Below are 13,931 nucleotides of genomic sequence, written 5' to 3'. Positions count from 1 at the left end.
GAGCGCTCTCAGCCGCCCTACATCCGCGGCTGCTTTTCCAGCCAGCGCTGAAGCAGGCGGACGTTGCGCATGTTGGCGCGGAACATGACGTCGAAGGCGTCGCCCGCGAACGGGACGAGGCCGACCACGCCGTCGACCGCGACATTGCCGAGCATGCGCGCCGTGATGTGCCAGGGCGCGCCCAGCGCGCGGGCTTCGCGCACCAGCCACAGCGAAATCGCGGTGGTGATGACGTCGCCGACGACGGGGATCAATCCGATCAGCCCGTCGATGCCGTAGCGGATGTTGGTGCCGGGCAGGATGAAGGCGACATCGAGCAGCTTGGCGATCGCCTCGAGCCGCGCGATCCGCTGCTCGCGCGTCGGATTGCCGAACGGGCCGCCTTGACCGAACTCGAAACGAAACTCGCGAAATCCCTGCTCCAGGCTTTCCGGCCTGATCTCGTGGCCTTCCTGGTCGATGATCGGCCCGCGCGCCTCGTCGCGCGAAAAGCGCGCATGCGAGCCGCTCCCGGAACGGGATTTGCGCGGAGCGAGGATGTCGTCGTCGGGTATGGCCATGGCCTTGAGTGAACGCGCCAGCGCGGCGGAGGTTGCGGCCGCGCTCGAACGCCGCGCGTCAGGTTGGCGCCGGCGCCGCTTGCGGCTCCTCGACGTAGCGATGCACGAGCCAGGATGAAATCACCGCCGGCACGAAACCGACGAGCCCGTACAGGATGAACTGCACCGCGCCGGAATCCGGCCCGCGCGAGCTGTAGGTGAGTGAGGCGAGGGCGAAGGCGAACAGGCCGACCAGAAGCATCCGCAAGCCGGGACCGATCCGGCGGATGTGGAGCAGGATGTCGTCGACCGCACCGATCATGAGCGAGGGCAGGAAGCCGAACAGGTAGCTGTATTGCAGGGTCTTGAAGAACACCGCGAACAGCTTGCCGACCTCGCCGAGATTGGTCTGGGTCCAATAGCCGGACTGGTAGGTCGTCGTCAGCAGCAGCAGGAACCCGCCAACCAATGGGCCGACCAGCGCAAACACCAGATAGCGTTTCATCAAGCACCTCACACGTTGCGGGCGTTATAGCAGTGCAGCGGGAACCTTGAACAGCGGGGCGCCGGCCTCCTTAAGGGGAACAAGTGGCAAGGCGATGAGTTCATGCTGGACCTGAATTCAACCCCTTAGACTGGAGCCACAGATGGCCCGCAAATTTCTCCTGGCGACGATCGCGCTGGCGGCCCTGAGCGGCCTGTCGACGGCGCCCGCGCTCGCCCAAGGCCATATGGGCACGCCGCAGGAGCAGCAGGCCTGCTCGCGCGATGCGCAGCGCTTGTGCCGCAAGGACCTCGGCAACGACGGCGCGGTGCAGAGCTGCCTGCAAGCCAACCGGGCGAAGCTGTCGAAGTCCTGCAGCAAGGTGTTTCAGAGCCACGGCATGTGAGGACGGCCCAACCCCGCGAACGGAGAGTGAAGCCATGTTGCACGACGAAGAGCTCTCGATCCTGCGGGACATCAGCCAGTCCGTTGCCTTCGCCGACGACCGGCAGGGCAAGATGGGGCAATTGATCGCCGACGGCTACGTGATGAAGGACGGCGATCTGTTCGAGCTGACGCCCAAGGGCGTCACCGCCCTCGAGGAGCACGCCGCCGCTCTCGGCGCGAGCGATGCGGAACAAGCGTCTCCGATCGGCTGATCCGACGCGCGACGTGACTGGCGTGCAACAATTGCGAATTCCTTTGTGCCGGCCATTGCGGGCGCGTGACAATGGCGCATACTTCGCTCGGGCGGCGCAGCACTTTCGATTCGAGCATCACGAAATCGAGCGACCACACGTGGGACCGAAGCTCCCGGCGTGAAGGCTGTGACATGCGGCAGATCAAGCCGCGTGCGGCGCCCCAAAACCAAGCGGCTCAAGCCCAGGACCTCGGGGACCCATCCTTCATGACACGCTATCAGACCCTCGCTTCGCTCTTCGCACTCGCCACCACCTTCGCTCTCCAGACGTCGCCCAGTCTCGCCTTCACGCAAGAAGCCCAGCAGATGTGCTCGGGCGATGCGATGCGGCTGTGCTCCAAAGAGATCCCCGACATCCCGCGCATCACCGCCTGCATGGTGCGCAACAAGGCGCAGGTCAGCCCCGGCTGCCGCGCCGTGATGGACCGCGAGCACGCCGCCGCCACGGCATCGCGCAAGCGGGAAGCGGCGGCGCAGTAGGTCCCTCGGTCGTCATTCCGGGGCGTGCGAAGCACGAGCCCGGAATCCATCGGGCGGCATGTGACGCGGTGAAATGGATTCCGGGCTCGCGCTCCGCGCGCCCCGGAATGACAGAAGAGCTCAATCGCCCCACTGCCCGAAGGCGTCGTTGAAGGCGCGCTCGCCGGGAGCGCCCTTCTCGATGGCGATGATGGCGCGGCGCTGGTTGGCGTAGACCAGCGGCACGTCGAACCAGGAGCGCTCCTTCAGGAGCTGGACGTTGCGGGCGCGGTCGGCGTCGACATTGGAGAGGCCGACCAGGAAGAAGCCGTCGGTGACCTTGACCGCGAGGCCGGCGAGCGGCGTGCCGCGGGCCTGCTCGTTCGACTTCATCAAGATGCCTGGCACGTTGGAGACGCTACCACCGGGGAAGTCCTGCGGCAGGATGAAGGTCAGCTCCGCCGTATGGCTCGCCGGAAGCGACGAATCGGTGTTGCGGCGGAACGACATCGTCATCTTGAACTTGCGGTCGGGGATTTCGATGTCGGCGCGCACGGCGACGTCGGCCTTCTGGTTGCCCGAGGCCTTGATCGGCTCGAGCCGCCACACCACCGAGCCGACATATTGCTTGCCCTTCGGGTCGGACGGATCCTCATCGTAGAGCACGACCTTCTGCGCCACCGGCGCGACCGGCTGGTCGCTGGCCGAGGGCTGACCGACGCGATCGGGAATCTTGGGCTTGCTCTGCGGCTGCGTCGGGGTCGGCGTATCCGCAACTTGCGTCGCGGACGGCTTGAGAAAGCCGTTGGCGATCTGGACCAGCTGCTTGCCCCAGAGGATGCCGGCGCCGACCAGGATGAGCACGATGCCGACGGCAATCGCGCTCTTGAACGGAAAGGCGGAGCCGGTGCGGGCGCGCTTCTTGACGTCGCGATCGGGAGCGATGCGCGGACGCGGCGACGGCGGCTGCGCCGTGTAGCGCTCGGCCTCCTCGATCGATTCGTCGTAGGAATAGGGCGCTTCGGACTCGCCGGCACGGTTTTCCAGGCTCGGCTCCAGCCGGTCGAATTCCGGCGAGGGCGAGGGCACGTTGGCGTAGGTGCGGCGCGCGGCGCGGCTGGCCTGCGCGGCGGCACCGCCGAGATCGTTGGCATCGGCCGTGATGTCGCGGAAGCCGCGCACGCCGGGCGAAGACGGCAGCGGCGGCGCGGGGCCGACATCGGGCGGACGCCGCGCACCCTGGCGATCGCGGCCGGCCGGCGGCTCCGGCGGCGGCGGGGCGGAAGGACCCGGCGGGCGCGGGGCGTCGAAACGGGGCGCACGCGGCGGCCGCGGGGCCTCACCTGGATCATCGACGTTGAAGGACGGGCGGTCGGCGCGCGGCGGCGTCGGGGCCGGACGCGTGCGCGGCGGCACTGCTGCCGGGTTGGCCTCGGCGGCACGGGTGCTGGCGCGGCGGAAGGCATCGCCACTCGAGCCGGCACGGGCGCCGCCACCGGGACGGGCGGCCTCGCGGGCCCGCTGGGCGGCCTCCGATTCGACCTTGCGGACGGCCTCCTCGAGCGACAGCCGTTCCCGGGTGATCTCGGATTCGGAGAGCGGCGGCTGCACGCTGCGCAGCTGCGCGATCAGGGCCGTGCGCGCGCGCTCATAGAGCGCGCGACGGCTTTCGCCGGGAGCGTTGGGGTCCAGGGCGGCAATAGCGCGGGCGATCAGCGGATAGTAATCAGCCATTTCTACTCAACTATACGCGCGTCCCGGTAAGATATCGTTAAGCCTCAAACGGATTTTGCACCAGGATAGTATCTTCGCGTTCCGGGCTGGTGGAAAGCAGCGCGACCGGACATCCCACCAATTCCTCGATCCGCCGGACATATTTGATGGCCTGCGCCGGCAGGTCGGCCCAGGACCGCGCATTGGCGGTCGGCTCCTTCCAGCCCTCGATGGTCTCGTAGATCGGCTCGACGCGGGCCTGCGCGCCCTCGCCGGCCGGGAAATGGTCGATCTCCTTGCCGTCGAGCTTGTAGCCGGTGCAGACCTCGATCGAATCGAAGCCGTCGAGGATGTCGAGCTTGGTCAGCGCGAGGCCATTGATACCGCAGGTCCGGACCGCCTGGCGGACCAGCACGGCGTCGAACCAACCGCACCGGCGCGGACGGCCGGTATTGGTGCCGAACTCGCGGCCACGCTCGCCGATCTTGCGGCCGATCTCGTTGTCCTGCTCGGTCGGGAACGGGCCCTGGCCGACGCGGGTCGTGTAGGCCTTGCACAGGCCGAGCACGTAGCCGACCGCGCCCGGCCCTAGGCCGGCGCCGGTCGCCGCCTGCGCCGCCACCGTGTTGGACGAGGTGACGTAGGGATAGGTGCCGTGGTCGACGTCGAGCAGCGCGCCTTGCGCGCCCTCGAACAGCATGCGCTTGCCGGCGCGCCGCTCGATATCGAGCAGCCGCCACACCGTCTCGGCGTAGGGCAGGAGCTGCGGCGCCATCGCCATCAGCTCCTTCAGGATCACGGCGCTGTCGAATTCAGGCAGGTTGAGGCCGCGGCGCAGCGCATTGTGGTGCGCCAGCAGGCGGTCGATCTTGTGCGGCAGCGTCTGATGATCGGCAAGATCCATCAGGCGGATGGCGCGGCGGCCGACCTTGTCTTCATAGGCCGGGCCGATGCCGCGGCGGGTGGTGCCGATCGCGGTGGCGGCGCTGGCGGATTCGCGGTGCGCGTCGAGCTCGCGGTGCAGCGGCAGGATCAACGTGACGTTTTCCGCGACACGCAGGTTGTCGGGGCCGACATCGACACCCTGCGACCTGAGCCTGGCGACCTCGTCGAGGAAGGCGGCGGGGTCGAACACGACGCCGTTGCCGATCACCGACAGCTTGCCCTCGCGCAGCACGCCGGAGGGCAGGAGCGCGAGCTTGTAGGTCTTGCCGTTGATCACCAGCGTGTGGCCGGCGTTGTGGCCGCCCTGGAAGCGGACGACGATATCCGCCTGCTCCGACAACCAGTCGACGATCTTGCCCTTCCCTTCGTCGCCCCATTGGGCGCCGACGACGACAACATTGGCCATTCGCGGGTAATCCTGTTCAATCTGTCTCTAGAGGCATGATCCTCGCGGAAAACCGGTGCCCACTCTTCCGGGATCACGCCTGCGCCCAGCCCAATCGGCAGCCGGAGCCGCCCGCACGCAAGGCAGCCAACCGGATAAAGGAAGCAGCCCCTCTAGGCAAGCAAGAACGGGGCTTTTTCGGGGCCCAACGTCCGGTCCAAGCCCTTGATATCCGCGGAAAATCCCGAACCCTTAAGGGCCGGCGCAGCGGCTTCGACCAAAGCGTGAGAGGCCGCCTTCGCCGCCAGCATGGTCGCGATGCGCCCGTCCCCGTTGATGCAACCTCGTTTTACGTGTCTTTGGACCTGCCGGGTGATCAGCCGGCCCGGACCTCGCCGGGCCGGAGGGCTCGGCGTATTCGACGCGGGACCCAACCATCACAATGTCCGCCACCGGCCAGACCACGCGCGCGGAAACATCCGGCCACAGCTGGATCGCCAACCAACCTTACCTGCTGCTCAGCATCACCGCACTGTGCTGGGCCGGCAACGCCATCGTCGGGCGGCTCGCGGCCGGCCACATTCCGCCGGTCACGCTGTCGTTCCTGCGCTGGTTCTTCGCCTTCCTGCTGGTGCTGCCGTTCGCCTGGAAGCACCTCGTGCAGGACTGGCCGGCGATCCGCGGCAAGCTCGGCTTGATGGTCACGCTCTCGGTCACCGGCATCGGCGCCTTCAACACGCTGCAATATTGGGCCCTGGAGCACACCCAAGCGCTCAACACGCTGCTGCTGCAGTCGGCCGCGCCGCTGCTGGTGGCGCTGTGGTCGCTGGTCATCCTCGGCATCCGTCTCACCGCCGCGCAGGCGTTCGGCGTGCTGCTGTCGATGTGCGGCGTGCTGACCATCCTGCTGCACGGCGATTTCACCACGTTGTCGAGCATCGACTTCAACAAGGGCGACCTGATCTTCCTCCTCGCGCTCCTGATCTTCGCGCTCTATTCGGTGCTGTCGCTGAAGCGGCCGCCGATGCACGGCCTCTCGTTCCTCGCCTTCACCTTCGGCTGCGGCGCGGCCTGCCTCATTCCGCTGGAGATCTGGGAACTGTCCGCACGCCCTGTAATGAAGCTCGACGGGCCGAACCTCTTGACCCTGTTCTACGTCGCCGTCTTCCCCTCGGCGCTCGCCTATCTCTGCTTCAATCGCGGCGTGCGCCTCATCGGCGCCAACCGCGCCGCGCCGTTCTTCCACGTCGTGCCGGTGTTCGGCTCGATCATGGCGATGGCGTTCCTGGGCGAGCACCCGCAGGCGTTCCACTTCATCGGCTTTGCATTGGTGCTGGCGGGCGTATTCGCGGCGTCGCGGAAGCAGGCGACTTAGGCGACCGTTTCGTCCAAACGCGCTGGTGCCTCTTACCCTCCCCCTCCAGGGGAGGGTAAGCAAGAGCGACCCGCTACTTCACCTTCAACTTGCTGTACGCCTCGCTCGTCGCAATGATCACGTGCTCGGCGCAGCCGTTGACGCGATGCGGATCGGCTTCGCGCTCGTAGGCTTCCGAGGTCATCATGTCGAGAAAGGCCGAGACGGACGGGTAATACACCAGCGCGACGAAGTCCCAATCGTTGCCCGCCTGCGGACCGAGTGCGACCGCCTTGGCTTCACCGGTCCAGAGCAGCGTGCCGCCGCGCGCCTTGATCATCGGCACCGTGATCGCGCTGTAGCGCAAATATGCCTCCCAGCCCGACCCGTTGCCATCGCGCGAGCGCGCGCGGAAGCGCATCAGGTTCAGCATCACCACTGGCGCATTCGGATCGAGCCGCTTCAGGCCCTCGATGTTCAACATATTGACCGTCAATGGCACCTCCTCAAGGCTCGGCTGCATTGTAGCATTGCGGCGCTGTGACTTGTGCCACGACGCCGATCCGGCGCAAGCTGGCATAAACGCCCATGACAATTGCTTCGCCCGCGCCACCGGCCGCTGGTCCAGCCAGCTGGCTCAACAACCAGCCTTATCTGCTGCTCAGCCTGACCTCGCTGTTCTGGGCCGGCAACATCGTGATCGCGCGCCACGTCGGGGCGCATGTGCCGCCGCTGACGATCACCACGATCCGCTGGTTCGGCGTGTTCCTGATCCTGCTGCCGTTCGCCTGGCCGCATCTGAAGCGCGACTGGCCAGCCTTGCGCAGGAGCCTGCCGCTGATGCTGTTTCTGTCGCTGGTCGGCTTTGCCTTCAACAACGCGATCTCATACTGGGCGCTGCAATACACCGAGGCGCTGAATGCGCTGCTGATCCAGTCGGCGGGTCCGCTGTTCGTGGCGCTGTGGTCGCTGGTGCTGTTCGGTGTGCGGCTGACCGGCGCGCAGCTCGGCGGCATCGCGATCTCGCTGCTCGGCGTGCTGATCATCATCCTGCGCGGCGACCTCGCGGCACTGGCAAGCATCAGCTTCAACAGGGGCGACATCATGTTCGCCTCCTCGCTGGTGGCGTTCGGGCTCTACTCAGCCTTCATCCCGCGCCGGCCGAAGATCCACCAGCTCTCCTTCCTCTCCTTCACCACCTGCTGCGGCGCGACCCTGCTGCTGCCGACGGCGATTTGGGAGGCGGCGAGCGGCCGCGTGCTGCAATTCGACGCGATCACGCTGGCGACGCTGGGCTACATCCTGATCTTTCCCTCCACCCTCGCCTATCTCTTCTTCAACCGCGGCGTGGCGCTGATCGGGCCGAACCGGGCGGCGCCGTTCTTCCATCTGGTCCCGGTGTTCGGCTCGGCGCTGGCGATCCTGCTGCTCGGCGAGAAGCTCCAGCCGTTCCACCTGATCGGTTACGCGCTGGTGCTCGCCGGGGTCGTGCTTGCATCGCGCCGGGGCTCGGCGGTGAAGTAATTCCGCGCGACGGACGCATTCACGACCTATAGCCATCTTCCGATTCCCCTTCGGACAAGCTAGGTTCCCCGCCAACGAAAAAGAGGGAACGACCAGACATGATTTCCGGGCTGATTCGAAACTTGCGGACCGTCGCCGCGGCCGCGCTTTGCCTCACGGCAGCATCCACCGCTCACGCCGACACCTATCCCAGCCGCAACATCACGCTGGTGCTGCCGTTCGCGGCCGGCAGCGGCACCGACACCACGACGCGGCTGATCTCGCAGCATCTGTCGCAGGCGCTCGGCGTTCCGATCGTGATCGAGAACAAGGCGGGCGCCAACGGCATGCTTGCCGCGACCTATGTCGCGAAGGCCGCCCCCGACGGCTACACGCTGCTGGTGACGACCAACACCACGCATTCGGCCAATCCCTATCTGCTCAAGAGTCTCACTTACGACCCGGTCAAGGATTTCACCCCGATCGCCCGCACCGGCGATCTGCCCTTCATGCTGGTCATCAATCCCGAGGTGCCGGCCAAGACGGTCGGAGAGCTGGTGGCCTACGGCAAGGCCAATCCGGGCAAGCTGAGCTACGCCTCGGGCTCGTCGGCGGCGATCGTGTCGGGCGCGACCTTCGCGCACAATGCCGGGATCGACCTGCTGCACGTGCCCTACAAGAGCTCGCCGCCGGCGCTCAACGACGTCATGGGCGGACGCGTCTCGATGATGTTCGTCGACATCCTGACCGGCCTGCCCCACGTCAACGGCAACGCGCTGCGCGCGCTCGCGGTCACCACCAAGGACCGCTCACCGCTGGTGCCGCACCTGCCCTCGATGCAGGAGGCCGGCGTGCCGGACTTCGACATCACGTCCTGGCAGGGCTATTTCGGCCCGGCCGGCATGCCGAAGGAGATCGTGACGCGGCTCAACACCGAGATCCGCAAGATCATCGAGAACCCGGAGATCAAGGCCAAGCTCGCGACGCTCGGCATGGACGCCTTCTCCGGCACGCCGGAGCAGCTCGGCACCTTCGTGAACGAGCAGCTGGTGCTGTGGGAGAAGCTGATCACCAACGCGAAGATCGAGAAGCAGTGAACTCCGTTATTCCGGGGCGCGCGTTAGCGCGAACTATGGTGCGCATTGCGCACCTGAGAATCTCGAGATTCCGGGTTCGATGCTTCGCATCGCCCCGGAATGACGGCGCAAAACGCAGGCTCTCGTAGGGTGGGCAAAGCGCAGCGTGCCCACAGAGGAGTCACCGGGAACTCAAAAGAAAAGGTGGGCACGACGCTTCGCGTCTTTGCCCGCCCTACGAATTCAGTGCAAGGATTTACGCCGCGCGGACCTTGGCGAGGAAGCCATCGACAGCATTGCGCAGCGCGCCGGACTGGTTGTCCAGCTCGCGGGCATTGGTGAGCACGTCGCTGGCCGCGCTGCCGGTCGCTTCCGCGGCCGAGGTGACGCTGCCGATATGGGCGTTGATCTCGCTGGATCCGGCCGCGACCGACTGAATGTTGCGGGCGATCTCGCGCGTCGCCTCGCCCTGCTGCTCGATCGATGCGGAAATGCCGGCGGTGATCTCGCTCATCTCGGCGATCGTCTGGGTGATGCCGGAGATCGCCGCCACCGCGTCGCTGGTCGAGGTTTGCATTGCCGCGACCTGGGCAGAGATCTCCTCGGTCGCCTTCGCGGTCTGGTTGGCGAGCGCCTTGACCTCGGAGGCGACCACGGCGAAGCCGCGGCCGGACTCGCCGGCACGCGCCGCCTCGATGGTGGCGTTGAGCGCGAGCAGGTTGGTCTGCGCTGCGATCGAGTGAATGAGCTTGACCACCTCGCCGATCTTCTCGGCACCGGTGGAGAGCTCCTGCACCGTGGCGTTGGTGCGCTCGGCGTCGTTGACGGCACGGCTCGCAACTTCAGTCGAGCGCGTCACCTGGCGCGAGATCTCCGCAACCGAGCTCGACAGCTCTTCGGCGGCGGCCGCAACGGTGCCGACATTGCCGGACGCCTTCTGCGAAGCGGCACCGACGGTCGCCGCGCGCGAGGAGGCATCGCTGGCGGTCGCGGTCATCGATTGCGCCGTGGTCTGCATGCCGGCTGCGGCCGAGGAGACCGAGCGGACGATGCCGTTGACGCTGCGCTCGAAGTCGTTGGCGATCTCCTCCATGGCACTACGGCGTTCCGCCGCGGCGCGTTCCTTGGCCTCCGCCTCGGTCTTCTCGAGGTCGCGGATGCGGACCGCGTTGTCCTTGAAGATCTGGACGGTCGAAGCCATCGCGCCGACCTCGTCACCGCGACCGAGGCCCGGAATATCACCCTCGAGCTTGCCGTCGGCCAGCTCCCGCATCCGGGTGCCGAGCAGGCCTAGCGGAGCACTGATGCTGCGACCGATCATCCAGGCGACGCTGCCGGCAACGATGACGATGCCGAGCACCGCCAGGCCGAGCAGCCAGTAGACCGGGCCCATCTTGGCGTCGATGTCATCCAGATAGGCGCCGGTGCCGAGATACATGTCGAACCCGGGGACCGCGACGGCGTAACCGATCTTGCGGATCGGCGTTTCCTGGCCGGGCTTCATATACTCATAGTGAAGCAGGATCTCGCCGTTGGCCTTGACGCCGTTCATCAATTCCAGCGACAGCTTGCGGCCATTGGTCACGACGTCCATTCGGTTGGTGCCGATGACCTTCGGATCGGGCGCAAGCTGGGTGAGACCGTCATAGGACGTGCCGAACAGGTAGCCGGCACCCTTGTCGTAGGTCATCGCGTTGCCGTAGCGGCGAAGCTCGGCCATCGCGGCGTCCTTCGTCATCTCGCCGGCATCGACGCGCTTCTTCAACGCGGCGGCATAGTTGCGCGCCAGCTCGACGATCGCCTTGGCCTGGTCGATGCGCGCATTCACCATCTCGCGCTTCATCAGATAGCCGGCGAGAACTCCGGAGATGCAGAGGCCGAACAGCGTGACGCCGACGAGAATGCCAAGCTTCGAGGCGATCTTCAGATTGCTCAACTTCACAGGCTGGCTCCGGCAATAATGGGGTACGGCGCACGACGAGATTGATCAAATTCGAATCAAGTCTTAGTGGCGGGGCCCTTAGCAAGTTACTTACGTACCTCCGTAGAAGCCCGGAGCTTGCACGGAAAAGCGGAAATATACCTCGCCCGCAACAACCGTGAATTGTACGCACTCGCCCGGATTTCGCGTAAAAGACGCAAAGGCCCGCTCGTGGAGGCGGGTCACAACAAGAAACCAAATCGGGAGCAGAGAATGCCGAAATACAGGGTGGTGACGCCGAAGGGTGCGAGCTTCACAGTAGCCGGCAGCGATTATTCCTATGAGCGCGAGGCGCTCGATCCGATCGATGCCGAGATCGTCGAGGCGCCCGCCGACGAGGCCGAGTTCATCGCCGCCGCGAAAAACGCCGACGCGATCTACGCCAAGGGCATCCCGATCACCAAGTCGATCATCGACGCGCTCGAGAGCTGCAAGGTCATCACGCTCGGCTCGGTCGGCGTCGACAGTGTCGACGTCAAGGCCGCCACTGCGCGCGGCATTCCGGTCACCAACATCCCCGACACTTTCATCGAGGAGGTCGCCGACCACGCCATGATGCTGCTGCTCGCGGGCTTCCGCCGCCTGGTCGAGCAGGACCGCATGGTGCGCGACGGCCGCTGGGCCGAGGGCCGGCCGGCGCTCTTGAAGATCCCGAGGCTGATGGGCCAGACGCTCGGCTTCATCTCGTTCGGCCGGGTTGCGCGTGCGGTCGCGAAACGCGCCGCGCCCTTCGGCCTGCGCATGATGGCCTACGATCCCTTCATCCAGGAAACGCTGATGTACGACCACGGCGTGATCCCGGCGACGCTGAACGAGGTGCTGTCGCAATCCGACTTCGTCTCGATGCATGCCCCGGCGCGGCCCGAGGTGCACCACATGCTGACCGAGAAGCACTTCCGGCAGATGAAGAAAGGCTCGATCTTCATCAACACCGGGCGCGGTGCCACCGTGGACGAGGAGAGCCTGATCAAGGCGCTGCAGGAGGGCTGGATCGCGCACGCCGCCCTCGACGTGCTGGAGAAGGAGCCGCCCTCGCACAACAATCCCCTGCTCGGCATGGACAATGTGACCCTGACCGCCCATGTCGCCTCGGCCTCGGCACGGTTCGACGAAGCGCGCAAGCGCCGGGTGGGCTACGAATTGTCACTGGTGCTCCAGGGCATGTGGCCGGTAAGCTGCGTCAATCCGTCGGTGCTGCAGAACACCACGCTCCGCCGCTGGCAACCCGTCAGCATGGATCGCGGGCCGAACAGCTAGGCGGCCGGCGCAAAGGCGCCTACGACCGAAACGGACCTTCACCGGCGATCAACGCCGGGAAGGGGGACATCATAGGGAGGAACTGATGAGGAACGACATCACACGTCGTGATGCCTTGGCGCTGGGCCTGTCCGCTGCAACGCTCGCGGCCACCGGTGCTGCAGCGCAAACATCCAATATCAAGGCTGCCGATGTCCCGGCACCCAAGCTCGAGATCGAAAAGGGCGCGTCCTTGCGCATGCTGCGCCCGGTGCGCTTCGTGCAGGCGGACGAGGACGTGTTCCGCGCCAATGCGGCAAAGTTCACCAAGGACACCGGGGTCGAGGTCAAGGTCGACTTCGTCGGCTGGGAAGACATCAACCAGCAGACTGCGGTGACCTCGAATTCCGGCGCCGGGCCCGATATTATCATCGGCTTCTCCGATGCACCGCATATCTACATCGACAAGCTGATCGAGCTCAGCGACGTCGCCGACTATCTCGGCAAGAAGTACGGCGGCTGGCAGACTCTTGCGAAGACCTATGGAAAGAAGGCTAAGAGCGACACGTGGATCGGGCTGCCGTTCGGCGCCACAGCTGGCCCCCTGATCTATCGCAAGTCCATTCTTAAATCAGTCGGGTTCGACAAGGCTCCGGAAGATGCAGCAGGCTTCCTCGATCTCTGCAAGAAGCTTCAGCAGGCGGGCAAGCCAGCCGGCTTCGCACTGGGCAACGCGGTGGGCGACGGCAACGGCTTTGCGGACTGGATGATGTGGGCGCACAACGCGGCGTTGCTTGACGAGGAGGGCAATGTCACCATCAACAGCAAGGAGACGATCGCGGCACTGAAATTTGTGAAGCAGCTTTACCCGACCTTCATCGCCGGCACGCCGTCCTGGAACGACGTCAGCAACAATCGCGCCTATTCTTCCCAGGAAATCGCGCTGACGGCAAATGGGGTGTCCTTGTACTTCTCGTTGAAGAACGATCCGGCCACCGCCGCCATCGCCGAAGATTCGGAACACCAGTTGTTGCCGAAGTTCTTTGCGCCGGCCCCGCCGATGTCTGGCCTGACGCTAAACGCAATGGTGTTCAAGCACAGCCCGTATCCGAACGCAGCGAAGGCATTTCTGCAATTCATGCTGGAGAAGGAACAGTACGAGCCCTGGCTCAACGCCAATAGCGGCTACTGGTCGCAGCCGCTCGCAGCCTATGCCGATGCAGCAGTGTGGTCAGGTGATCCGAAGGTCGCAATCTTCAAGAACACCATGAACAACGGCTACTACGCCGGCTATAAAGGTCCGATATCGACCGCCACCGGTGCGGTGCGGGCGGACTATGTCACGGTTCAGATGTTCGCGTCCGTAGCCACCGGTGCCGCCACGCCGGAGGCCGCGGCCGCCGAAGCCGAGCAGCGCTGCAAGCGCTACTTCCGGCGGCAAGGCCGGTAGAAATCGATCAAGCCGTCGTCATTGCGAGGAGCTCTTGCGACGAAGCAATCCAGACTGCCACCGCAGAACCAGACTGGATTGCTTCGCTTCGCTCGCAATGACGAGT

Annotated in this window: 14 protein-coding genes; 8 read left to right on the top strand and 6 right to left on the bottom strand. The window is 65.6% G+C overall.

What is annotated here, in order from left to right:
* Nucleotides 1-17 precede the first annotated feature (17 nt).
* Entirely contained in the window at nt 18-560 is a 543-nt protein-coding gene (locus HZZ16_RS09770; protein WP_197948252.1) for a DUF4112 domain-containing protein, read from the bottom strand.
* 58 nt (nt 561-618) lie between these two features.
* Nucleotides 619-1,044: a DUF5413 family protein gene (locus HZZ16_RS09765; RefSeq protein WP_197948251.1), complete on the bottom strand. Its 426-nt coding sequence runs from the start codon at nt 1,042-1,044 to the stop codon at nt 619-621.
* A gap of 142 nt (nt 1,045-1,186) precedes the next feature.
* On the opposite strand from HZZ16_RS09765, the gene HZZ16_RS09760 reads away from it, so the two are divergent.
* The 3 genes from HZZ16_RS09760 to HZZ16_RS09750 all read left to right on the top strand — a co-directional run bounded on the left by HZZ16_RS09760 (nt 1,187) and on the right by HZZ16_RS09750 (nt 2,203).
* A complete protein-coding gene (locus HZZ16_RS09760) occupies nt 1,187-1,429 on the top strand; it encodes a hypothetical protein (RefSeq protein WP_197948250.1) in 243 nt (80 codons plus the stop codon).
* 34 nt (nt 1,430-1,463) lie between these two features.
* The gene (locus HZZ16_RS09755) at nt 1,464-1,682 is read left to right on the top strand and encodes a PIN domain-containing protein (protein ID WP_197948249.1); all 219 of its coding nucleotides are present in this window, start codon (nt 1,464-1,466) and stop codon (nt 1,680-1,682) included.
* A gap of 248 nt (nt 1,683-1,930) precedes the next feature.
* Nucleotides 1,931-2,203, top strand: coding sequence for a hypothetical protein (locus HZZ16_RS09750; RefSeq protein ID WP_197948248.1), 273 nt, complete (start codon nt 1,931-1,933; stop codon nt 2,201-2,203).
* 120 nt (nt 2,204-2,323) lie between these two features.
* Here HZZ16_RS09750 and HZZ16_RS09745 read toward each other — a convergent pair whose 3' ends face one another.
* On the bottom strand, nt 2,324-3,916 hold the full coding sequence (locus HZZ16_RS09745; RefSeq protein WP_197948247.1) for a hypothetical protein: 1,593 nt from the start codon (nt 3,914-3,916) through the stop codon (nt 2,324-2,326).
* Between the two features lie 37 nt (nt 3,917-3,953).
* Nucleotides 3,954-5,246 carry an adenylosuccinate synthase gene (locus HZZ16_RS09740; RefSeq protein WP_197948246.1) on the bottom strand — a complete coding sequence of 431 codons (1,293 nt, stop codon included), beginning with the start codon at nt 5,244-5,246 and terminating at the stop codon, nt 3,954-3,956.
* Between the two features lie 421 nt (nt 5,247-5,667).
* Between HZZ16_RS09740 and HZZ16_RS09735 the strand changes: the two genes are divergently transcribed.
* Nucleotides 5,668-6,600 carry a DMT family transporter gene (locus HZZ16_RS09735; RefSeq protein ID WP_197948245.1) on the top strand — a complete coding sequence of 311 codons (933 nt, stop codon included), beginning with the start codon at nt 5,668-5,670 and terminating at the stop codon, nt 6,598-6,600.
* 73 nt (nt 6,601-6,673) lie between these two features.
* On the opposite strand, the gene HZZ16_RS09730 is transcribed toward HZZ16_RS09735, so the two are convergent.
* Nucleotides 6,674-7,063 (bottom strand): DUF1330 domain-containing protein, encoded by a 390-nt coding sequence (locus tag HZZ16_RS09730; RefSeq protein ID WP_197948321.1) that lies wholly within the window; start codon nt 7,061-7,063, stop codon nt 6,674-6,676.
* Between the two features lie 104 nt (nt 7,064-7,167).
* Between HZZ16_RS09730 and HZZ16_RS09725 the strand changes: the two genes are divergently transcribed.
* Together HZZ16_RS09725 and HZZ16_RS09720 are read left to right on the top strand one after the other, a co-directional pair.
* A complete protein-coding gene (locus tag HZZ16_RS09725) occupies nt 7,168-8,103 on the top strand; it encodes a DMT family transporter (RefSeq protein WP_197948244.1) in 936 nt (311 codons plus the stop codon).
* A 98-nt stretch (nt 8,104-8,201) separates the two neighbouring features.
* Nucleotides 8,202-9,179: a Bug family tripartite tricarboxylate transporter substrate binding protein gene (locus HZZ16_RS09720; RefSeq protein WP_197948243.1), complete on the top strand. Its 978-nt coding sequence runs from the start codon at nt 8,202-8,204 to the stop codon at nt 9,177-9,179.
* A 235-nt stretch (nt 9,180-9,414) separates the two neighbouring features.
* Here HZZ16_RS09720 and HZZ16_RS09715 read toward each other — a convergent pair whose 3' ends face one another.
* Nucleotides 9,415-11,100: a methyl-accepting chemotaxis protein gene (locus HZZ16_RS09715; RefSeq protein WP_197948242.1), complete on the bottom strand. Its 1,686-nt coding sequence runs from the start codon at nt 11,098-11,100 to the stop codon at nt 9,415-9,417.
* Between the two features lie 252 nt (nt 11,101-11,352).
* Between HZZ16_RS09715 and HZZ16_RS09710 the strand changes: the two genes are divergently transcribed.
* Complete coding sequence (locus HZZ16_RS09710; protein ID WP_197948241.1) at nt 11,353-12,396, top strand: C-terminal binding protein; 1,044 nt, start codon at nt 11,353-11,355, stop codon at nt 12,394-12,396.
* 85 nt (nt 12,397-12,481) lie between these two features.
* Nucleotides 12,482-13,825 (top strand): ABC transporter substrate-binding protein, encoded by a 1,344-nt coding sequence (locus HZZ16_RS09705; RefSeq protein ID WP_197948240.1) that lies wholly within the window; start codon nt 12,482-12,484, stop codon nt 13,823-13,825.
* The last annotated feature ends 106 nt before the right edge of the window (nt 13,826-13,931 follow it).

The sequence above is a fragment of the Bradyrhizobium glycinis genome, assembly GCF_016031655.1.
Lineage (GTDB): Bacteria > Pseudomonadota > Alphaproteobacteria > Rhizobiales > Xanthobacteraceae > Bradyrhizobium > Bradyrhizobium glycinis.
This window is presented reverse-complemented; position numbering and strand designations above follow the sequence as displayed.